The sequence below is a fragment of the Pseudoalteromonas sp. AOP7-A1-14 genome (assembly GCF_052376275.1).
GTDB lineage: Bacteria > Pseudomonadota > Gammaproteobacteria > Enterobacterales > Alteromonadaceae > Pseudoalteromonas.
Genome location: NZ_JBQSVO010000068.1, coordinates 1 through 20,758, shown reverse-complemented (window position 1 = coordinate 20,758; position 20,758 = coordinate 1). Strand labels below are relative to the sequence as shown.

The window sequence follows — 20,758 nt, the reverse complement described above, 5'->3', positions numbered from 1 at the left end:
GATATGGTTTATCCCAGGTGACCGTTATCTTTGAAGAGGGAACCGATATTTATTTCGCACGCAACTTAATCAATGCAAGATTAGCTGCGATAAAAGGCGTTATTCCCTCTGGCTTAGAGCCAGAGATGGGTCCTATTTCCACAGGGCTTGGTGAAATATTTATGTATACCGTACAAGCTTCTCCTGACGCTAAAATGCCTAATGGAGAGCCTTATACCGCTATTGCCTTAAGAGAAATACAAGACTGGATCATTAAACCGCAATTGGCTCAAGTTAAAGGCGTCATTGAGGTCAACAGCATCGGCGGCTATAACAAGCAGTATCATATAACGCCGAAACCCGAAAAATTACTTTTTCATCAGGTAAGCTTTGAAGACGTTTCTGATGCATTACGTAAAAATAATGATAACCGTGGCGCGGGTTATATTGAGCAAAACGGACAACAAGTGTTAGTGCGCTCCATTGGGCAACTTGCGACAATGGATGAAATCCTCAATGTCATCATCAAAAAGAACGATGGTATTCCTGTAAAAATAAGTGATGTTGCCAATGTTGCTATAGGCAAAGAACTTAGAACAGGGGCTGCTACTCGTAATGGCATTGAGACAGTGCTTGGTACAACCATGATGCTGATTGGTGAGAATTCTCGCACCGTTGCTTTAGAAGTGGAACATAAGCTCAGCGAAATACAAAAATCTCTGCCAAAGGGCATTACCGCAGAGCCTGTTTACGACAGAACAACGTTAGTAGATAAAGCGATTGCAACCGTTACCAAAAACCTCGTTGAAGGTGCGCTTTTAGTTATTGTTGTGTTATTTATTCTACTTGGAAATTTACGTGCAGCTCTCATTACCGCTGCTGTTATCCCTATTTCCATGTTAATGACAATCACAGGTATGGTGCAAGCAGGAGTATCTGCCAATTTAATGAGTCTCGGCGCATTGGACTTTGGCTTGATAGTGGACGGGGCTGTAATCATCGTTGAAAACTCTGTCCGTAGGTTAGCACAGGCCCAACACAACGGTCATAGGCAAGACTTAAGAGAACGCCTAAATACCGTTTTTGAAGCCACTTCAGAAGTGATACGTCCAAGCTTGTTTGGTGTGGCAATTATCACTGTTGTTTACATCCCCATTTTCACGCTAACTGGCGTTGAAGGGAAAATGTTCCACCCTATGGCGGCAACTGTCGTTATGGCGTTAATTTCCGCAATGATCCTTTCAGTTACACTGGTTCCTGCTGCTGTAGCTGTGTTTATGAAAGGTAAAATCAGCGAAAAAGAAAGTGTAGTTATTCGTTCAACCAAGTCTATTTATGAACCATTGTTAAAAATGGCGATGAAATTTCGTTGGATTATTGTTTCATTCTCAACGCTGTTAATGGGGTATAGCCTTTGGTTAGCAACTACGCTTGGGACAGAATTTGTTCCTCAATTAAATGAAGGTGATATTGCACTACAGGCATTAAGAATTCCATCGACTGGCCTAGAGCAATCAGTAGAAATGCAAGAAGTACTTGAGCAACGTATTAAAGCGTTTCCTGAAGTTGATAAAGTATTCTCGCGCATTGGCACACCAGAAGTAGCAACCGACCCAATGCCACCGAGTATTGCTGATATCTTTGTTATTTTAAAACCACGTAAAGAATGGGCCGAACCTTCAAAACCAAAAAGTGAATTAGTTGAAGAAATGGAAAAAGTACTGAAAAACATTCCAGGCAACAACTATGAATTCACTCAGCCTATTCAAATGCGTTTCAATGAATTGATTTCTGGCGTTAGAGCTGATGTCGGCATCAAAATATTTGGTGATGATTTGGATCGGTTATTACTTACCGCAAAAGATATTCTAAATATTGTGAAAACCGTGGATGGTGCCGCTGATGCTCGAATGGAACAGGTCACAGGTGTTCCATCTTTATCAGTAATTCCTAAACGAGAAGCGCTTGGTAGGTATGGATTGAACGTTACCGAATTGCAAGACTGGGTTGCCACTGCGATTGGCGGTGAATCTGCGGGGATCATTTATGAAGGTGACAGACGGTTTGAGTTAGTTGTTCGCCTACCAGAGCAAATAAGAACGGATATCGATAGCTTGAAGCATCTGCCGCTTCCACTTGAGAATGGTAACTATGTGCCAATTGAAGAAGTTGCAGAGCTTAAATCAGAGTCTTTACCCGCGCAGATTAGCCGAGAGAACGGAAAAAGAAGAGTTGTGGTTACCGTCAATGTTCGTGGTAGAGATTTAGGCGGTTTTGTAAAAGAAGTTAAAGCTAAAATTAATCAGGAAGGAGAAATTCCAGCAGGATACTGGCTTGATTATGGTGGAACGTTTGAACAACTAGAATCAGCAAGTAAGCGATTAAGCCTAGTTGTACCGATAACATTGGTTGTTATCCTAGGTATTTTGATTATAGCATTTGGTTCATTAAAAGATGCATTAATCATTTTCAGTGGCGTGCCTTTAGCATTAACAGGGGGCGTATTTTCACTTTATTTAAGAGACATGCCCTTATCAATTTCGGCAGGTGTCGGCTTCATTGCATTGTCAGGTGTCGCAGTATTAAATGGCTTGGTTATGTTGGCTTTTATTCGAGATCTTTGGCATGAAAAAGGCGACCTATACGTAGCGATCATTGAAGGTGCCATCATTCGTTTAAGACCTATTTTAATGACGGCACTGGTCGCAAGTTTAGGTTTTATTCCAATGGCGTTAAACACTGGAATTGGTGCAGAAGTACAACGACCACTAGCAACAGTTGTTATCGGCGGTATTGTATCTTCTACCATTTTAACTTTGTTTGTATTGCCTGTTTTATATCAATGGGCGCATGGCGCTGAGAGTAACAAACAGCAATCCGACGAAATCTAAAAGCAAAAAAGCAGCTTAATTACTAAGTTATGCCTAATTAAGCTGCTTTTTATATTGTATGCTCCAAAATTTTATTGATAAAACTTACTCTGCTTCATCCCTACAATTTTCATTTAAAAACTCAAACTCTATCGTCGTATGCGATAAATGATAGGAAGATAATTTAGCTGCAACCTCTTGTTTAAGCTTAATTAATTCTTTAACGTCAAAGTTGTCACTCAGCTCAAGGTGCGCTGTTAAAACGTGACTTTCACCATCCAGTGACCAAAAATGCATATGGTGTATACCATTTACTTCAGGAAATTCAATTAATGACTGCTTAATACGCTCTTGGGTCTCTTTATCGGGTGCAGCTTGAAGAAAAAGCACCAATGTTGATTTAAGATTTTTGAAAACGTTAAATAAGATAAACAGCGTAAACCCTATTGATAATAGAGGATCTAATATCGGCAGTTCAACGAACAACAATACAATAGAGACTATAAGAACGGCAACCCAACCGAGTACATCTTCAAGTAGGTGCCATGTCAGCACTTTTTCATTTAGTGTTTCACCCGCTTTTAATTTGAATACCGCATAACCATTTACGGCAACACCGAGTATGGCTAGCCCTAACATCCCCTCAACTACAGGCATTTCAGGATTGGACAGCTTAGGTATTGCTTCAAATAAAACCCAAATAGAGCCGATAATCAAAACAATACTATTTACCAATGCACCAAAAAGTGTAAGTCGGCGATAACCATAGCTGAATTTGTCTGATGCTTCTTTATCTGAAAAACGACTTAAAATCCACGCAAAACCTATTGAAAGACTATCACCAAGATCGTGAACGGCATCCGCCATTATCGCCGTACTGTTTGTGAGCCAACCACCTATAAATTCGATAATGGTAAATATCACATTAAGGAAAAATGCCCAACCAATCCGGTCGTCTTTACCATGCTGATGACTGTGACTATGGTTGTGCATTTTGTACCTCCAGTACTTTTTTATTTCTTATTTTTGATACATTCATATTAATCAAATGTCGGATCACTCGTTGATACAACCAACGTTTTACACCTGATAGATTAGTACCTTTTTCGAGATAGAACTTATCTGGTGAATCATAAAGCCCAAAGTCGTCATGAATACCTTCTTTTTGAATATAGGTATCCTCTCCACGCCAATCCGTACCGGGTGAAGATAAGCACTTTGTTGCAACACCATAACCACAAAACTCATCTTTTGCTTGGCTAAATTTCTGCTGTAGTGAGCTTAAGTATTGCTCATCCAATATAAAGCCCTCTAAGTTTATCCAACGCCCTTCAAAGTAAACTTCTACCCAACTATGAATGATGTATTTAGGTGCTAACCAAAATACATAGCTTGGGATAGCACCTTTTTGTAGTTGCTGATCAATGGTAAAACCTTGGAAACGACACTGGATACCTAGTCCACGCAATAGTGCCATTAACAGATTACCCTTAGTATTACATTGTCCATAACCATCTGCTAGCACATCGCTTGCTGAAATATCATCACTCTTGTTATAGCCAAACATTATTTCATCTTTTACAAACTGATAAGCGGCACCAATTTTGTTGAAATTATCCAAATTTTTCCACCCTCGTTGATCGATCAGGGATTGGATATCTTTGTGTTCAAAATTAACGATATTCGTATTGTTTAAATATTTCTCAGTCATTTTTATATATCCCTTTCGTTGCATACCTATACTATAGATCCTATAGTAACTATAGAGTCAAATGTCTGGGGGAAATTGATGAAAATAGGCGAATTGTCAAAAAAATCGGGCTGTTCAATACAAACGATTAGATATTATGAAAGAGAAGGATTACTGTTAAATCCAAACCGTTCAGAAGGTAATTTCAGGCTGTATGATAGTAAAGCACTTAAACAATTGGAATTCGTAAAGCATTGTCGCAGCCTAGATATATCACTCAATGATATTAAACGTCTTATCGAATTAAAAAATAAGCCAGAAGAAAGCTGCTCTAGCGTTAATGCATTAATTGATCAGCAACTTGCACTAGTGAATAAACGTATGAAAGAATTAAGGGCGCTTAAAGCTGAATTACAACAGATGGCAAGTGCTTGTGGTTCAGACAATACAATTGAAGCGTGCGGCATCATCAAATCATTGGATAGCTAAACTAAATATAACTTTAGATTAGTAGTATTCACAAAGGCAATAATGAAAACCATTGGCAAATTAGCACAATCATTAAATTTAAATGTAGAAACCATTCGTTTTTATGAACGAGAAGGGCTGATTACACAACCTGAAAAACCAATATCTGGTTATAGACAATATGACGAAACAATAGCAGGACAACTTAGGTTTATCACAAAAGCCAAAGCGCTCGGCTTTACGTTAAGAGAAATAAAATCGCTAATGTCTATGGACAGCAACTGCACTCAAGTTGAGCTATTAAGCCGACAAAAGTTAGCAATCATTCGAGACAAAATTAATGACCTTCAACGTTTAGAGAAAGTAATTGACAAATACCTGTATGCAAAACGAAGATCCAACACATTGCCCCATAATTGATTCATTAAAATGATTGACTCCGTACTTATATACGGAGTTTAGAATGATGGTAATATCAACCAATAGACTTTAAAATGATAAATAAAATATTAGACAGAGTAGGCTCTAGTGGCGTTTGGCTAGCGGCACGGCCTGCTTCCCTGCATTAAGGTCACTTGCATCGGCATTAGGACTAGGCTTCTTCTCTCACTTCGAAGGAATAGCTGTAAATACGCTTTTACCTATTTTTGCATCTTTGGAACTATTGGTAAACTTATACAACTCGCACAAAAATAAAAACCATACCAGAGCTGTCTTCAGCATTCTAGGGCCTGTAGCAGTGCTATTAACGCTTTATCCTCTTTGGCTATATGATTGGAGCACATACCTATTTTACTTTGGTATTTGCTTAATGGTCGTTATGTCGGTTTTGGATATCGTAAAACCAGTAAGGGAGCAAACATGCAACGTATGGCTAATTGCCGTCGTTGAAACGATTAACGGTCAATGTCTGCTTTTCGCTCGAAGCGGCCCGTCAACATTCCAGTTTGTAAATCGTTTTGGGGCAAAAGCTTGTTAGAACAAAAGGCAGACTGCGACAAATAGCATCGAAAAGTTTCGAACTTATTGTCTTCCGACAATAACCTAGATCCACTGTTACCTTGGACGTTAGCTATACGCTTATAGTAAATTAGAGGAGCGCCTCAGTAAAAACATAACGGGCAGTTACACAAAATCCGTTACAGGCTCTTTCTGACGTTTTTTAATACCTCAGCCTAAAGCATTTAGCAAGCAACTTTCATTTGGCTTTATACAATCACTACACTAAAATTATCTTCAGATTGCAAAACTAATCTTTCAATTTCTTCTTGGATCAGCATAATCACGTTTGATACATCTGTGTTTAATAAATATTCAGATTCAGACCAAAACCCATCACTACAAAGAATCAAAACTTGATTATTAGCAGTCGCCATGGTTTGTACCGTGAGTGAATTACGGTTATTTGAGCCAATTTTCAACTTTGTAGAAATTAAGTGCCTAGATTTGTCATAAGTCTCTTTTGATATTACTCCCTTATTATAAAGTTTTAAGGCCGGCACATCATCCTGAGTTAGCCACTTAACACCTTTATCTGTCAGGCTTCCTATCCGACAATCTCCACAGTGAGCTAAAGTCATCTTTTCTTCAGAAACAACTGCTACACAGCAACAAAAAGATAGGTTGTCGTGCTCAGGTGACATTAAGTGGAGTGCTTCAAAAATGTTATCCCTTAACAACTGCTTAGGATTAACAATGTTAGTCCAATTCGATTTAGCTAAGTTTTCCGCGAAAACATTAACAGCTGCTAATGTTTTTTGATTATGATTAATACCATCACATACAAGGTAAACATTACCATTTGGAATACTCCATTCTTTTACTGTATCTGCATTAACTGGCTGCGCAGGGCCTTTCCCAGTACAAATTATATTTGTCATTCCATTTAAACCTTCCCTGATGCTAATTGATGGAACCGTTCTAAAACTATATCAATTCGTTCAGGCTCTTCAGCATTTAACGCATTTGCGAAAAGATATTCGAATTGACTATCTGCCATAAAATTTGACATATTTTGCTGAATATAGATGATTAATTCGGGCGGTCCCTGAAAAATATCATCTATTAAAGCATCTCTGCCATTAATTAGAATACATATATCTTCTGCATCCTTACTTTCTAAAATATCGATTTTGCGCCCAAAAAACGCTGCTAACTTAGTTGCTAATAAATACTTTGCTTTAACTATTTTAATTTGAATCCCATGTGGTAAATCATACATTACAGGATCCTCTTGGCCAGGCTTGAACCATTCATTACTAAAACCAAGAATACTCTCATCATCTGGCATTACATCAACAAGGATACCATCACAAACAAATCGGCAAATAGGTGCGTCTTCATCATCTTCTGGAATATACTCTTTAAATCCAACGTCTCTTAATTTTTGACTCAATGAATAATAACCAGCTGTACTCGTAACAGAAACAATAAAATCTACATCTTTTGTACTTCTAATATCTATTGGTTGTGCATCATCAAGATGTAATGAAACGGTTGCACCACCAACAAAAGTAACCAATCCTAGTAGATTCTCACCTAGTGCATCAGCAACACTCATTAGCATTAATTCATGCTCTGTTGGAGTTCTCATATCTTTCCTTTGTTTAATTGTTCTAGAAAAGGAAGTGCTTGCTCCCTTTCCCTAGCTGTGCCTATTCTAAATATATCCACTAGAGCAAGCTGTTGGTATAGCCAACTATCAATCATTACTGCTTTTGTTACAGATTTATATAATGGGTCTATAGCGACCCCTTTAGCAGTTCCCCTAGCGCATGGCCAGACAGGGGGAGTTACGTTAGAGCTTGCAAATATTTCTTTAAAAACAGGTGCTGCGTATGATGTAGGTATCCCACGAACTATACGACCAGGCTCAGTGTAAAATGAAACTCCAGCACCATAACGAATAAAATTTACAAGTACTGTACGGTTTACTTTAATACTTTTAGAACCTAGCCGGAATAATAAACCCGCATCAATGCTTCGCTTAACAGCATTATTTGCTTCACTTAAAGATATGAAAAGATGTTGAGCTAACTTACGGTATGTCCATTGATTATCAAATTCATATTTAGATCCTTGTAAAAATTCATCAATAATTGATAGCTCTTTTAAATCAAAATCTTCTAATTCATTTGATACGACTAACTCCTCTTGCTTAATGTCATACTGACTAATTTTTTCTACATCATTACCGAGGTGCACCCATGCCTCACCTTGTAACTCTCTTGTTAGCGATAATGACTCATGGCTTGATTCCTCAAAACTAAGGACTTTAAGTACTACAAGTAAATCTTGATTTTTTAGCATAGCTCTCCTTATGGATGTTCGCTGTTCGCAAACAGAAAACAGATGTTTACCACTTCAACACTTAAATGGCAAGAGTTATCTTTAGCTAATTGTTTCATATCGCCGGTTATTGTTGTGAGTTCAGCCATTCTAAGCAGTCTATCTTTTTTTAATTTCTAACCCGCAGCTATCTGGTGCTTAAGTTTCAAACTTTACTGTTCACCTACAAGTGGGTTGAAAGCAGTGCAGCCGACTAACAATTGATAACTCTCATCTCACAGAATTATTTAACTTATAAGATCTATTGCTGGTGCTGAACAAGTACATCGTATTATTATGAACAACGTAGGGAGCTGGCACTGTGTACTTTATATCAGCACCCCAAACACCATACTCTTTCGGTACTATAGAGAAGCCAGCTGTAGCAACGGCAATACTGTCAAATCTCTCATAGCCATTTAGGATCGTCATAGTTACAACGTCTTTTACTTCACCGTTATAATTCACCTTACCATTAACCTCTATTTTTACAGCTGAAGCACATGAACCGTTAAAAACAGCGGGGTCATAATCGACAAAGTGAGGATGTGGTTCAGGTGAAGTATAGATGTAAAGTTTGCGCGTTTCGGCGTTGCACAATGCGCCACCTTTATAAAAATACATGAAGTTATTACTATCTCTGGCGTTGTCTGATCTGGCAATGCCAACGTACTCTGTACCAGCAATATTATTAAACGTTTCTTTTAAACCGCTTTCAACAAGATTAAGCGCAGAAGCATCAAGGTCTTGTTCGTTTAATTCACCCAAAAAAACAAGCATAGGTTTCCAGTTAAATGCTCTATCTGCTTGTGATTGCGCTCCCATGCTGCCTGCAAGGTCTATTAATCCATCTGAAAGAAATGCTAGAGCGTACTCGGCACCAACTAACGCATTATTCGATTTAAACTGAGCATTTTCAGGCAAATCAACATCAGATAGCCCAGCTGTTTTGCGGGTCATATTAGCTACATTTAATGCAAAGCTAGATTTATCATTAAACTGGTAAACGTCATTTGACTGCATTGTTATCACAGGCGGCTGAGTTGACATGCAAGCAGTTAAGGTTAGCGCCGAAATCGTTAAAGCTGTGTTTTTTAAAAAATGCATATTTTATATTCCGTATATTTTATTTGAGTAATATTATCATGAACAATAAATTGTTATGCTGCTTTAAACTTTGAAAAGTCACATAATGGCTAACGAGCAAAAAACAATGAGCGACCCTTTCAAGGAAGGGCTCAGCTAGACCATCATGCATTTAAGGGTTTGTAATAAACAAACCCTTAACCCCGAGCTCCTTCCCGGCCAACTTCATTGCTTTTTCTATTTTTTCTCTCTCTTTCTCATTCTAATCTCAGGGCGAGGCCAGCCAAAGTAGTACCACAAAAGTTAATATTAAAAGAATTTCATGGTTAACTTCCATTATATTGCATGATGGTCTAGTCTTAGGCTATTAACTGTACTCTGTGCTTTCACAACAAATAATGAACCATACTATGCCTTTTATCACTGACCGGTTTGATGAGTTGAAAAACAATATCCGTTCTCTCAATACAATCCTCACACATACGCAACCATTGGCCGCTCTTGCCTACCCACTACCCTGTACCTCAAAGGGAATGGAAAGTGAACCGGTTAAATATATTGCAGCAGAAGAACATACCGGACATAAGGCTGTTGAACTCGCGGCATCCTGCTACCAAGACCTTTACATACAACCAGGCTATTCACAAAAATCAGCGCGGCGCACTGTCGGCGTTATTTGGCTCTCCCCTGCCCAAAACCCAACAAGCATTACTATCCCTGAGCTGGTGGATAAAATAAACGCGGCAAAAACGGATATCGAAAACCATATCATTCAAACGTATGAAACAAGGCAAGACCGGTTTGAAGCGCTTCGCGCAGAGTGCCCTGGTATTATGACCATGCACCTATATAGGCATATTCGATGTTATTCAGAGCAAAACATTCAATCAATTCGGTTCGCCTGGCAAAGAAAAGACTCGCTATCTAAGCCGGTTAAAAAAGACCTTTTACTTAAAATTGAAGAGGAATTTGATAGATCGGGGTCTGAATACCGCGTACCTCTTGAGCAATTGATCAATAGAATTAAGCAAACTCCTGGGGAGCTGCTTAGGATACGCAGGCAGGTTCGCGTCCAACCGGCAGCAAATATACGCTTTGATGCCGGAATAAAAACAGTAACAGCACCAATGCCGATAATCATAATTCAAAGTAATGAGCTTAAGCTTAAAGCTTTAACTGATTTTGATGCTAGATCACAAAGAAAAATACGCTCTGATAAAGTGGTATCAGAAGTTATCGGCTCCTTTGGTGGGGTAACGATTGAAGCATATAATTTTCTAATTTAACTAACGGGTGAATATAGCCTTCAAAATAAATTAAGCCAACCAACAATGTGGCTCAACTTTTATCACAAATGAATTATTTGTTCTGGTTTCCAAATATCGCCTGAGTTATGGGTGACAACTAATAAAGTGCATTTGAGTTCTTGTAATTGTTTTATAATAGACGCCTCTGTTTGAGGGTCTAGTGCTGATGTTGCTTCGTCAAGAATAACAATAGGTGCATTTTTGATAATAGCTTGAGCGAGTGCCAGACGTTGTCGTTCACCGCCAGAAAGCGCTGCTCCATATTCGCCGACAGTTTGATTGATCCCTAATGGTGAACGGTCAAGTAAATTACCTAACATCATTGCCCGTGCGATTTTTTCTACTTCTTGATCACTTGCATCGGGTTTACTAATTCGAATATTACTCGCAATTGTGCCACTAAAAATGACGGGGACTTGAGGTACATAAGCAAAAAAACTTGCTCGCTGTGACAGTGGTATTGTTTTTAGCCATGTTGTGCCGATTTTAATATAACCGTGCTTAGGATCATCAAAACGCATTAGTAAATGCAATAATGTGGTTTTGCCTTTACCGCTAGCACCATTGATTAAAACCCGCGTCCCTTGATTTATGATGCATGAAAAATCATTAAAAATAGGCGGATAACTAATATCCTCTATCGAGACAGTAAAGTTTTCAACTAATACTTGTTGTGTTGAATCAAGCTCTGGCAATGTTGGTGCGGCTAAAATTTCGCGGTAATTTTTATATGCAGCATATTGATCATTCACACTTAGTGCGGCGAGGGCTAGTGCTTCTATTGGGAAAGTCGCACGAAGTGCTAAAAGCATGACTACGAAATAAAGCTCGTTTTGTTTAACATCGGTTAAATATAAAAATAATAATGCACCGAGACACGGTAATATTACGGCAATAGTAGAGCAAAATGTTGCCAGCGCAGCTGCTGTATTTGTTTTAAATAGCGCAATACTTTGGGCTGACCATGCTTGTTCTACTCTTGTTGTTGCATTTTCACACCCTCCTGCAGATCGTAGTAATTCAAGGTGTTCAACTAACTCAAGTGCCGCATGTGTGGCTTCGACTTCGGTTTGATTTCTTTGCTGATCTGTTTTTGCTAAAGCTTGCTGAGCACGATACTGTATAAATAATGATAGGTAGAGTAACCCGCCGAATAATAATCCTACTTGAAAATTAACAACCCAAAATATAGCAAGTGTGATAACAATGGGCACTAACGGGGCATGTATAAAATGTTGCAGTTGGTGTGCAGGAATACTCATAAAGCCTGGTATTTGCTGAGTGTTGAGTTTTAATAATTGTGATCTATTATGAGTTGTAAACCAGGTTACTTTAATACGACTTATGATGGTTGAAATACTATTATAAAGCGCATTAGCAAGCTTTGCGCCAGTATGGAACCCTGCACTTGTGACCAGTGATGTTAAAAGTACAGTCAGTACCCCAAGAATAATGATAAGAGCAGTTGGCCACTGTTTTAGGATTGCACAGGCGATGGCGATATAACTCAATGACTCTAGTAGAGCGACAGCGCACCAGCCGAGAGAAACGGGAATTAGTTTTTTAAATGCGTGATCTTTCAACACAGAATATAAACTCATAGTTTTTCTCCACATAGGGTGTCTTTTGTCATGTAAAGATGTTCGTTGGCTTGCGCCGCAAGAGTATGATCGTGAGTGACCATGATGATGATTTTTTGTTGGGTTTGCGCGTAGCTTTTTAATTGCTTAATACAGCGCATTGCTGTTTTTTCATCTAATGCGCTGGTTGGTTCATCTAATAAAATAACTTTAGCTTTGCTTAAAAATACACGTGCTAAATGTAGGCGTTGCTTTTCACCACCAGAGAGTAAGCTAGCACTGTGTGATAATGAGATAGGTAACTGCGCTTGTTCTAACGCATTATTATAGTGTTCGTCTGTTGTATTGGGCTGAGTTAATGCGAGGTTTTCTTTTACACTGGCGTCAAGCACAGGTAATTGTTGTGGTAATAACAGTGCTAAACGTGACCATGCTTGCTCGCTTAATGGAGAGCAGTCTTCTCCTTGATATAATATTCTTCCTTTATATGAGGGCTCAAACCCCGAAAGGGCGCGTAATAAACTCGACTTACCAATACCACTTACCCCGCTAATGGCCAACAAAGTGCCACTTGATACAGCAAAATTAATGCGTTGTGTCATCAATTGCGCCGTGATCTGTAAACTCAACTGTTCAACGATTAAAGAACCACTTCCAGTCACTAAATTTGTCTTTTGGCCAAAAGGGATTACAGGTGTTTGTAAGAAATCTTCAATACGTTTTGCTGCGGCCTTTCCTGCGCGGACATAATCTAAGCCATGACCTAACTTTAATGCTGGAGTGACAATTGCTAAGCTAAAAAACAATAATGAAGCGAGCTCTTCTATTGGCCAATTTCTACCGACTGAATATGCAATTGTAAACGTTGCAACCGCTTGTAGCATGGAAGTTGCAAAAGCCACAACACCAGATACGCGTTTTATACGAGAGCTGATATTTTTTATAAAGTGAGTTGTGGCATGCTTGAATTGATTTAGCGGGCCTGAGTTCGTTATATATGTTCTATATGTTGTAACACCGTTGCTGTATTCATTCAGTGACGTGGTTATTTCAGCCATAACATCAAAGCGTTCAGTTTGTTGTTTCGCTGTCAGTTTGGGAATAACTACTAAATAACACATTGCCGCTATGAGCCCCGGTAATAGCACAACTAACGCGATTAATCGTGTCTCTACAAGTAAAAAAGCAACCGTTAGGCAAGGTAAAATCAATAAGTTTGCTACCTCAGTGGGTAAGTGCGCTATCAAATGATGCATTGCAGTAATATCATCTCCTAATAGCCGTTTTAGGTTATCACTTTTATAATTAGCGAGTTGATGTGCCGGTAGTCTTGTAAGGTGAGTGGCTACTTTACGCCGTAATTTTTCTGAAAATTGCGCTTCTGAAAAATGAGAGAGCCAAGCTGATAATGCAAATAAAAGGGCGCTTACACACCAATATACACTGGCAAAAATTAACCAATGTGCTGAGTCTTTTCCACCAATTAATTGAATAATATACCAAATAGCAAGTAAACCTGAAACTCCTGCTAATACGGCACATAACACACCAAACAATAGCATGGGTAAGGAGGGAGCTAGTATCGAAAAAAGCTGATTGCTTTTTTTAAAATCAAACAACATATGACAGACCTTTCGCTAAAAATAAAGCTAATACAAAGTGTTGGTTTAAGAAGATATTTAAACCGTAAAAAAGTAAGTTTGAATCATTTATCAACGTGGTGTTGATAAATGATGCGAGAGATAGTAATCTAAATGAAATTTATTATCAACAACGTAATGGGATAGTTAAGAAATGCGCAGTAATAAGTCTACCTACTCACTGATAACACCAGCTTTGTGTTTAATTTTGCTGACAAACTCATTTATTTCATGGAGTGCTGCTGCACAAACAAGCATGCCGAACGATGATGAAGCAGAGAATAAAGGTATTGAAAAAGTGATTATTTATGGTCAAAAGCTTGAGCGTACTCTAAAAGAAACAGCTAACTCAGTACGACTTATTACTGCAGATGACATTAAAAAAAATGCAGATCAAGCCACCATCTCAGAAATATTACGAGGTACAGCAAACATTACCTTTGCAAGTAATACTGATGCGCCAATTATTCGTGGTACTGACACCAAGGGGCCTGTAAGTGATGGTAATGCATATTTATCTAAGCCTGTACCAAGTGCAACGATTAGTGTTGATGGCAGATATTTAACTTCAAGTGAACTTGGGCTAGGGGCCGCAGGTTTATGGGATGTAACTTCTGTTGAGGTATTTCGTGGACCACAAACCACCTCTCAAGGTGCCAATAGTATTGCTGGTGCTGTCGTTATAAAAACAAATATCCCCACATTTACACCTGAATTTGCGTTACAAAGTTTGGTTGGAAGCCGGAATAAAGTTCGTATTTCAGCTCTTGCATCGGGGCCATTAGGTGATGACTTTGCTGCTAGAATAGCGGTTGATTATAGCTCAAGGGATACGTTTGTCACTTACACAAACCCTGAGTTTACCGCTCATAACTTTGATTTAGACTTTAAAAATAAAGACTTACGTGCCAAGTTATTATGGCAACCAAGTGCTTTTGATGGTTTATCAAGTATGCTGACTTATGCGTATAACGAAGTTAAACGCCCTAGAAATGAAATTGTAACAGAGCCATACAGTAATTTAGAAAACTCATCTTTGTATCAAGATAATCAAGTGAGTAGCAGTAACGTTGGGTTATGGGATTTAGAATATGAATTTCATAACGGCGTCACATTGTCTAATCAAGCGCAATACTCAGAAGGAGACTACGATTATAACTTCGCTGCGCCTTATGCGGGTATAGCAATACGTACAAATAAGAATCTATCGGATGAATTGACCCTAAATATCAAAGATGAGAAAAATAAATACCAAGCAGTGGCTGGGCTTTTTTATTGGAAAGATAAAACAAATAACATATTGAATAATGCTTTTGGTCAAGCAGACGCGGATTTAGAGCATGAAAGTATTGCAGCTTATGGCGAGTTGGCTTGGCACTTTACGCCCAAGTGGGAGTTGACCAGCGGACTGCGATATCAAAAAGATACCATTAGCCATGAAGGTATGGCCACTTATGCTCCCGATCAATATTATGTTTATGAAAAAGCATTTGACATTTTACTCCCGAAATTATCGTTAACTTATAAAATTAATGACAGTATTAATGTCGGGGCTTTGGTTAATAAAGGCTATATACCGGGTGGAACCGGCTTAAACTTTCGTGCCGGTGAGTATTATACCTTTGATGAAGAGTACGCTTGGAACTATGAAATATTCACTCGTGCGGAGCTATTTAATAAAAAGCTAACAATCGATGTCAATGTATTTTATACACAATTTAAAGACTCTCAGCGAGCTGTCACTGATTACCTCGACGGCCGCCCATTTGGCACTATTATAGTTAATGCGGATGAAGCGAGTAGTTATGGTGTGGAATTAAACGCAATGTATGCACCAAGCGAAAGCGTGTCATTGTATGGAGGGATCGGTTTATTAGAGACTGAGATCAGTGAGTTTGAAGACTTCAGAGGAGAATCCTTTGTTGGTAATGAATTCAGTAAAGCGCCAGGTTATATGTTTAATTTAGGCACAAATTACAAAATAACCGATGGGCTATTATTGGATATTAATATGCGCTACAGCGACTCTTATTATTCATCAGACACCAATGAGCCTGAATTACGAGTTAGCGGTTACACCGTTTTGAACATGAATGCTTCTTATCAGTTCAGTGAAATGACCGAAGGGTTTATTTATGCCCGAAATGCGTTAGATAAACATGCCCCATTAGCAAAATTTAGTGACCGCAGTACCCAAGGTGAATCTGCTTATTTACTTGAACCTCGAGAGCTAGGTATTGGTGTCAGAATGAATTTTTAAGTTGCGTATTGCTTCATTTTTATTATTACGTTGCGACTGTTTTTAAATAAAACATTTTGTATATAGCGCATCCTCGTTAAAATGCTTTTTATATTATGAAGGAGTGCTCTATGAACGAAATAAATAATAAAACGGCGCAGCGTGGCCGACCTAATCGCATTTCGCGAGAAATTATTGCACGAACAGCGCTTGATATGGGCATACAAGACGCGACCTTAATAGGGGTTGCAAAGAAGCTAAAAGTAGACCGTTCATCACTGTATCATCATGTTAAAAGTCGTGATGATGTGATTCGGTTAGCCGCGGAAATTGCAGTAAAAGATTTGCAATGGCAAGCCCCTGCGGATGTGAGTTGGCGTGAAGAACTCATTATTCTGACTGATTCACTTTGGCAACTTTATGCGCAACACCCAGGGTTAGCGCAAGTGGTGCAACAAGCTAAAGTAACACCTATTGAAGGCATGCATGCTTTTGCAGAGTCGGTGATGCGACTTCAGCAAAAAGGGTTCTCCCTTAATGACGCTGTGGTGAGTGTTGATCTACTGGTCAATATGGTGTGCGATAGTTTTTTAGGGTGGTGGTCAACCGATATAGTTGAAGCAAATGGTCTGTTGCGTAAAGAGCGTTTAATTACGCTGTGGCAACAACAAGCTGATTTGCACCCTAATCGCGCAGAGCCAATTAATACCATGGTAGCCATTATGCAAGCAGGTTCGCTGCAATGGTGGGTAAATAAACGCGACTTAATTTTAGATGGTATAGCACTAAGATTAGACGCTGCTAAATAATATCACGACCAATGTAATCAGTTGAGTAGTGATGGCTAAAAGACAAAATATGACAGTTAAATCACAGTTACTCTTTTTATTTTTAATTACTTTAATATTTGCTTTCACCTCGCTTTTTTTAGGGGTCGCAGAAGTTCCATTACAAGCACTTACCAATGGCTCTCAAGATGCATGGTTTACAGTTCTAACAAGCCGTATTCCTCGGTTGTTTTCTTTAATTCTAGCCGGTGCTGGATTAGCTGTATGTGGTGTGATTTTACAGCAGGTAGTACAAAACAAATTTGCTGAACCTGCCACAACAGGCGGGTTAGATGCAGCTAAGCTTGGTGTACTTATCGCCGTTATTCAGTGGCCGGAGTTTGGGATACAAGGAAAAGCACTAAGCGCTTTACTCTTTTGTTTATTAACCAGTACATTTTTTGTGTTGTTTTTACGTCAAGTACGTATCAAAAGCACCATTTTAGTACCTGTATTAGGTTTGATGTATGGTAGTGTGCTGAGCGCTGTCGCTAATTTCTATGCTTATCAAAATAATTTAATGCAAAACATGCAGGCTTGGTTGTTAGGCGATTTTTCTAAAGTGATTCAAGGCAACTATGAAGTACTCTATTTCATTTTACCGATAGTCATTATTGCTTACGTTTTTGCACAGCGTTTTAGTATTATAGGCATGGGTGAAAGTGTCGCCACTAGCTTAGGACTTAATTATTTTGCAATGATGAGTATCGCATTATTCATCGTTTCTTTATGTGTTGCGACCATTATGGTAACGGTCGGAAGTTTGCCTTTTGTTGGCCTTGTTATTCCTAACTTAGTTGCTATACGTTATGGCGATAATATCCAAAAAACACTGCCTTTATCTGCATTATACGGCGCTTTATTTTTGATCATATGTGACATTATCGGGCGCTTAATCATTTATCCTTTTGAAATACCTATCGGCCTAACTTCAGGGTGTATAGGTGGTTTACTGTTTCTATTAATTTTAAAGAAAGTAAAACAGCAATGAAGCCTCTTAATATCAGTGTATACGCCTGTATTTTAACTTTACTCATGCTTTTTTTATTTTGGGATTCAGGTTTTGATTTTCAATATGTGATCCCGAATCGTTTAATACGTTTAGGAGCTATTATTGTCGGCGGTGTTTGCGTTGCTTTTGCGGCGATTTGTTTTCAGACAATCACTGAGAACCGTATTATAACTCCGGCAGTAATGGGGTATGAAGCGATTTACTTGTTATTTCAATCATCACTTATTTTAGTTTTAGGGGCTGCTAGTCAAATAGTTGTAAGTAAAAATCTAAACTTTGTTTTATCAACTTTGGTGATGATAACTTACTCATTTATATTACAACATTGGCTGCTTAAAAGTACCCGTAAGCAATTGTTCCACTTACTTTTAGTTGGGTTGGTAGTAACAATTGTGTTGAGTAGTTTTACCCAGTTGATTCAATTTAGTGTCAGTCCTGGAGAGTTTGCAATTTTTCAAAGCTATAGCGAGGCCACTTTTAATCGTGTTGATATTACCCAGTTGAGCATCGCAGCTGGCTTAACAGTCCTAGTATGTATTGCTTTAGTACAGCAACATAAATATTTTGATATTTTGTCATTAGGTCGTGAGCAAGCAATCTCATTGGGCATTGATGCCCAGCACTTTTTAAAATTAAATTTAGCTTTAATTGCCGTTTTAGTTGCGATTTCAACAAGCCTTTTAGGCCCCACTGCTTTTATGGGCGTATTTGTAGCAAATTTAGCTTATTCCTGTGCAAAAAAAGCCCGTCATTTAACAATATTATTCATGGGGGCAGGTATCGCTATCACATCCTTTTTAGTCGCCCAATTACTGGTAGAACATATTTTTAATTATCGTATCACGGTCAGTATTTTAGTTAATTTGATCTGCGCTATTTACTTTTTTGTCATTATTATTCGTCCTCGGAGTTATTTATGATATCAGTAAAAAATTTATATAAAACGTATCAAGATAAAGTCGTACTGAATGATATTAATATTGATTTTCCTGTACATAAAGTGAGTTCCTTGATTGGACCAAATGGTGCTGGGAAAAGTACTCTATTAATGACAATAGGGCGACTGTTAGCACAAACATCAGGAGGTATAGAGCTAAATAATAAAAATATTTACACAACACCTCTACGCCAGTATGCGTTGCAAGTCGCAACATTGAGGCAAACGCCCCATTTTGATTTGAAAATAAAGGTACGAGAACTTGTCGCATTTGGTCGGTTTCCTCATAACCGAGGTGCGCTTACGAAGCTAGATGAACGGGTTATCGATGATGCACTGGATTTTCTATCTTTAACTTCTCTTAGAAATGCTTATATCGATGAGTTAAGTGGTGGGCAGCGGCAAATGGCCTTTTTAGCGATGACAATTGCCCAACAAACACCGTATTTATTACTTGATGAACCACTCAATAATTTAGATATGAAACATGGCGCGCACATTATGAACGCATTAAGACGGCTATGTAACGAACAACAACGAACAATAGTTTTAGTCGTGCATGATATTAATTTTGCAGCAAACTATTCAGATCATCTAGTCGCCATGAAAAACGGCAAAATTCACAGCTCTGGCTCTATAAATCACGTCATTACTGAAGATAATTTACGCGACTTATATGAACTAAATATAGAAATTTTGCAGAGCAAAACAGGGACTATTTGTAATTACTTTAATTTAACAGCAGAGCAAAGACGATGACCCAACGAATAAAGCAATTATTTTCATTAACACTCCTTATAATTCTCAGTGGATGTGGGCCAGTTACTGAAGACAATGTGCAGGTTATAGACCAAAATAGCCAGTTTGAACCAATTAAAATTACCCATAGTTTAGGAACGAGCGTAATTAATTCGATACCTAAAAAGGTTATTGCTTTAGATATGAATGAAGTTGATACTTTAGCGCAATTACATATCCCAATAGCAGGTATGCCAAAAGACTTTGTTCCTCATTTTTTAGCTAATTTTGAAAAAGACCCGGATATTCAAGATTTAGGCGCAATTGTGCAGCCTAACTTAGAGCGAATCTATGCACTCAAACCTGATTTAATCTTAATTTCATCATTACAAGCAAACCATTACCAAGCACTCTCTAAATTAGCACCGACCTTGTATTCAGAGGTTAACTATATGCAAAGTAGTGATGACCAAATTAAAAAAATTGAAGAGCATATACTCTCTGTGGGGAAGATCTTTAACAAACAAGTTAGAGCGAATCAGGTTGTTGATAAATTAGAAGTCAAAATACAAAGCACACGAACGAAAATTGAAAACCGTTCTGAAACTGCAATGATAATCCTGCACAACAACGGTGCATTACGGTTTTTTGGCCCACAATCACGCTATGGATTTATTTATAGTGCACTAGGTATGAAGTCTGCAAGCCCTTCCGTTGAAGCGGGTTCCCATGGACAACCTATTTCCCATGAGTTTATTTATAAATATGATCCTGACATTATTTACGTCATTGATAGAACGGCCGTTATGGAGGGTAAATCAACAATAAGTTATCAGAATTTAGATAACCCATTACTACGTAAAACGAAAGCCTGGAAAAATAAGCATATTCATGTTGTTGATCCAGAAGCTTGGTATGTTACGGGAGCAAGTTACTCTGCTTTAATGATTATGATGACAGATATCTTAGTCGGCTATGATGCTGTTTAAAAAGATTTCTTAATTTTACGTGCGTAAATACGGTGCTGTGTAGTGGTACGAAAAGCCATTTAAACAACG

Annotated in this window: 18 protein-coding genes and 1 pseudogene; 11 read left to right on the top strand and 8 right to left on the bottom strand. The window is 38.4% G+C overall.

The window, feature by feature from the left end:
• The coding region (locus ACT3RM_RS11365; RefSeq protein ID WP_444511376.1) for an efflux RND transporter permease subunit at positions 1–2,870 on the top strand (2,870 nt) is incomplete at its 5' end.
• 84 nt (positions 2,871–2,954) lie between these two features.
• On the opposite strand, the gene ACT3RM_RS11360 is transcribed toward ACT3RM_RS11365, so the two are convergent.
• Entirely contained in the window at positions 2,955–3,842 is an 888-nt protein-coding gene (locus ACT3RM_RS11360; RefSeq protein ID WP_002962252.1) for a cation diffusion facilitator family transporter, read from the bottom strand.
• Positions 3,829–4,560, bottom strand: coding sequence for a transglutaminase-like domain-containing protein (locus tag ACT3RM_RS11355; RefSeq protein WP_036972175.1), 732 nt, complete (start codon positions 4,558–4,560; stop codon positions 3,829–3,831). Before ACT3RM_RS11355 ends, ACT3RM_RS11360 begins: the two co-directional genes overlap by 14 nt.
• Positions 4,561–4,638: 78 nt before the next feature.
• On the opposite strand from ACT3RM_RS11355, the gene cadR reads away from it, so the two are divergent.
• The 3 genes and pseudogenes from cadR to ACT3RM_RS11340 all read left to right on the top strand — a co-directional run bounded on the left by cadR (position 4,639) and on the right by ACT3RM_RS11340 (position 5,986).
• Positions 4,639–5,028, top strand: coding sequence for a Cd(II)/Pb(II)-responsive transcriptional regulator (gene cadR, locus ACT3RM_RS11350; protein ID WP_002962247.1), 390 nt, complete (start codon positions 4,639–4,641; stop codon positions 5,026–5,028).
• Between the two features lie 42 nt (positions 5,029–5,070).
• A pseudogene (locus ACT3RM_RS11345) lies at positions 5,071–5,440 on the top strand (MerR family transcriptional regulator).
• 102 nt (positions 5,441–5,542) lie between these two features.
• On the top strand, positions 5,543–5,986 hold the full coding sequence (locus tag ACT3RM_RS11340) for a MerC family mercury resistance protein (protein ID WP_225740998.1): 444 nt from the start codon (positions 5,543–5,545) through the stop codon (positions 5,984–5,986).
• Between the two features lie 229 nt (positions 5,987–6,215).
• Here ACT3RM_RS11340 and ACT3RM_RS11335 read toward each other — a convergent pair whose 3' ends face one another.
• From ACT3RM_RS11335 to ACT3RM_RS11320, 4 genes are all read right to left on the bottom strand, one after another.
• Positions 6,216–6,887 carry a PP2C family protein-serine/threonine phosphatase gene (locus ACT3RM_RS11335; RefSeq protein WP_121638720.1) on the bottom strand — a complete coding sequence of 224 codons (672 nt, stop codon included), beginning with the start codon at positions 6,885–6,887 and terminating at the stop codon, positions 6,216–6,218.
• Between the two features lie 5 nt (positions 6,888–6,892).
• A complete protein-coding gene (locus ACT3RM_RS11330) occupies positions 6,893–7,600 on the bottom strand; it encodes a nucleotidyl transferase AbiEii/AbiGii toxin family protein (protein ID WP_010554725.1) in 708 nt (235 codons plus the stop codon).
• Positions 7,597–8,316 carry a hypothetical protein gene (locus ACT3RM_RS11325; RefSeq protein ID WP_010554726.1) on the bottom strand — a complete coding sequence of 240 codons (720 nt, stop codon included), beginning with the start codon at positions 8,314–8,316 and terminating at the stop codon, positions 7,597–7,599. The genes ACT3RM_RS11330 and ACT3RM_RS11325 overlap by 4 nt, the downstream gene beginning before the upstream one ends.
• Before the next feature lie 249 nt (positions 8,317–8,565).
• Positions 8,566–9,441 (bottom strand): hypothetical protein, encoded by an 876-nt coding sequence (locus tag ACT3RM_RS11320; protein ID WP_192532414.1) that lies wholly within the window; start codon positions 9,439–9,441, stop codon positions 8,566–8,568.
• Between the two features lie 389 nt (positions 9,442–9,830).
• Here ACT3RM_RS11320 and ACT3RM_RS11315 point away from each other — a divergent pair, with 389 nt between their 5' ends.
• A complete protein-coding gene (locus ACT3RM_RS11315) occupies positions 9,831–10,706 on the top strand; it encodes a DNA replication terminus site-binding protein (protein WP_444511375.1) in 876 nt (291 codons plus the stop codon).
• Between the two features lie 62 nt (positions 10,707–10,768).
• Here ACT3RM_RS11315 and ACT3RM_RS11310 read toward each other — a convergent pair whose 3' ends face one another.
• Positions 10,769–12,328 carry an ATP-binding cassette domain-containing protein gene (locus ACT3RM_RS11310; RefSeq protein ID WP_192532416.1) on the bottom strand — a complete coding sequence of 520 codons (1,560 nt, stop codon included), beginning with the start codon at positions 12,326–12,328 and terminating at the stop codon, positions 10,769–10,771.
• Positions 12,325–13,929, bottom strand: coding sequence for an ATP-binding cassette domain-containing protein (locus ACT3RM_RS11305; RefSeq protein WP_192532417.1), 1,605 nt, complete (start codon positions 13,927–13,929; stop codon positions 12,325–12,327). Before ACT3RM_RS11305 ends, ACT3RM_RS11310 begins: the two co-directional genes overlap by 4 nt.
• Before the next feature lie 172 nt (positions 13,930–14,101).
• Here ACT3RM_RS11305 and ACT3RM_RS11300 point away from each other — a divergent pair, with 172 nt between their 5' ends.
• The 6 genes from ACT3RM_RS11300 (at position 14,102) to ACT3RM_RS11275 (ending at position 20,689) form a co-directional block, all read left to right on the top strand.
• The gene (locus ACT3RM_RS11300; protein ID WP_192532418.1) at positions 14,102–16,207 is read left to right on the top strand and encodes a TonB-dependent receptor; all 2,106 of its coding nucleotides are present in this window, start codon (positions 14,102–14,104) and stop codon (positions 16,205–16,207) included.
• 110 nt (positions 16,208–16,317) lie between these two features.
• Complete coding sequence (locus ACT3RM_RS11295; RefSeq protein ID WP_192532419.1) at positions 16,318–16,995, top strand: TetR/AcrR family transcriptional regulator; 678 nt, start codon at positions 16,318–16,320, stop codon at positions 16,993–16,995.
• 49 nt (positions 16,996–17,044) lie between these two features.
• A complete protein-coding gene (locus ACT3RM_RS11290) occupies positions 17,045–18,004 on the top strand; it encodes an ABC transporter permease (RefSeq protein ID WP_192532420.1) in 960 nt (319 codons plus the stop codon).
• Positions 18,001–18,945: an iron chelate uptake ABC transporter family permease subunit gene (locus tag ACT3RM_RS11285; RefSeq protein ID WP_192532421.1), complete on the top strand. Its 945-nt coding sequence runs from the start codon at positions 18,001–18,003 to the stop codon at positions 18,943–18,945. Before ACT3RM_RS11290 ends, ACT3RM_RS11285 begins: the two co-directional genes overlap by 4 nt.
• A complete protein-coding gene (locus ACT3RM_RS11280) occupies positions 18,942–19,721 on the top strand; it encodes an iron ABC transporter ATP-binding protein (protein ID WP_192532422.1) in 780 nt (259 codons plus the stop codon). Before ACT3RM_RS11285 ends, ACT3RM_RS11280 begins: the two co-directional genes overlap by 4 nt.
• A complete protein-coding gene (locus ACT3RM_RS11275) occupies positions 19,718–20,689 on the top strand; it encodes a siderophore ABC transporter substrate-binding protein (protein ID WP_192532423.1) in 972 nt (323 codons plus the stop codon). Before ACT3RM_RS11280 ends, ACT3RM_RS11275 begins: the two co-directional genes overlap by 4 nt.
• Positions 20,690–20,758 lie beyond the last annotated feature (69 nt).

Coding starts and splice junctions, on each gene's coding strand:
- ACT3RM_RS11305 (WP_192532417.1), bottom strand. CDS start 13,929: ATGTTGTTTGATTTTAAAAAAAGCAATCAGCTTTTTTCGATACTAGCT.
- ACT3RM_RS11300 (WP_192532418.1), top strand. CDS start 14,102: ATGCGCAGTAATAAGTCTACCTACTCACTGATAACACCAGCTTTGTGT.
- ACT3RM_RS11330 (WP_010554725.1), bottom strand. CDS start 7,600: ATGAGAACTCCAACAGAGCATGAATTAATGCTAATGAGTGTTGCTGAT.
- ACT3RM_RS11310 (WP_192532416.1), bottom strand. CDS start 12,328: ATGAGTTTATATTCTGTGTTGAAAGATCACGCATTTAAAAAACTAATT.
- ACT3RM_RS11285 (WP_192532421.1), top strand. CDS start 18,001: ATGAAGCCTCTTAATATCAGTGTATACGCCTGTATTTTAACTTTACTC.
- ACT3RM_RS11335 (WP_121638720.1), bottom strand. CDS start 6,887: ATGACAAATATAATTTGTACTGGGAAAGGCCCTGCGCAGCCAGTTAAT.
- ACT3RM_RS11320 (WP_192532414.1), bottom strand. CDS start 9,441: ATGCATTTTTTAAAAAACACAGCTTTAACGATTTCGGCGCTAACCTTA.
- ACT3RM_RS11315 (WP_444511375.1), top strand. CDS start 9,831: ATGCCTTTTATCACTGACCGGTTTGATGAGTTGAAAAACAATATCCGT.
- ACT3RM_RS11295 (WP_192532419.1), top strand. CDS start 16,318: ATGAACGAAATAAATAATAAAACGGCGCAGCGTGGCCGACCTAATCGC.
- ACT3RM_RS11275 (WP_192532423.1), top strand. CDS start 19,718: ATGACCCAACGAATAAAGCAATTATTTTCATTAACACTCCTTATAATT.
- ACT3RM_RS11280 (WP_192532422.1), top strand. CDS start 18,942: ATGATATCAGTAAAAAATTTATATAAAACGTATCAAGATAAAGTCGTA.
- ACT3RM_RS11325 (WP_010554726.1), bottom strand. CDS start 8,316: ATGCTAAAAAATCAAGATTTACTTGTAGTACTTAAAGTCCTTAGTTTT.
- cadR (WP_002962247.1), top strand. CDS start 4,639: ATGAAAATAGGCGAATTGTCAAAAAAATCGGGCTGTTCAATACAAACG.
- ACT3RM_RS11355 (WP_036972175.1), bottom strand. CDS start 4,560: ATGACTGAGAAATATTTAAACAATACGAATATCGTTAATTTTGAACAC.
- ACT3RM_RS11290 (WP_192532420.1), top strand. CDS start 17,045: ATGACAGTTAAATCACAGTTACTCTTTTTATTTTTAATTACTTTAATA.
- ACT3RM_RS11360 (WP_002962252.1), bottom strand. CDS start 3,842: ATGCACAACCATAGTCACAGTCATCAGCATGGTAAAGACGACCGGATT.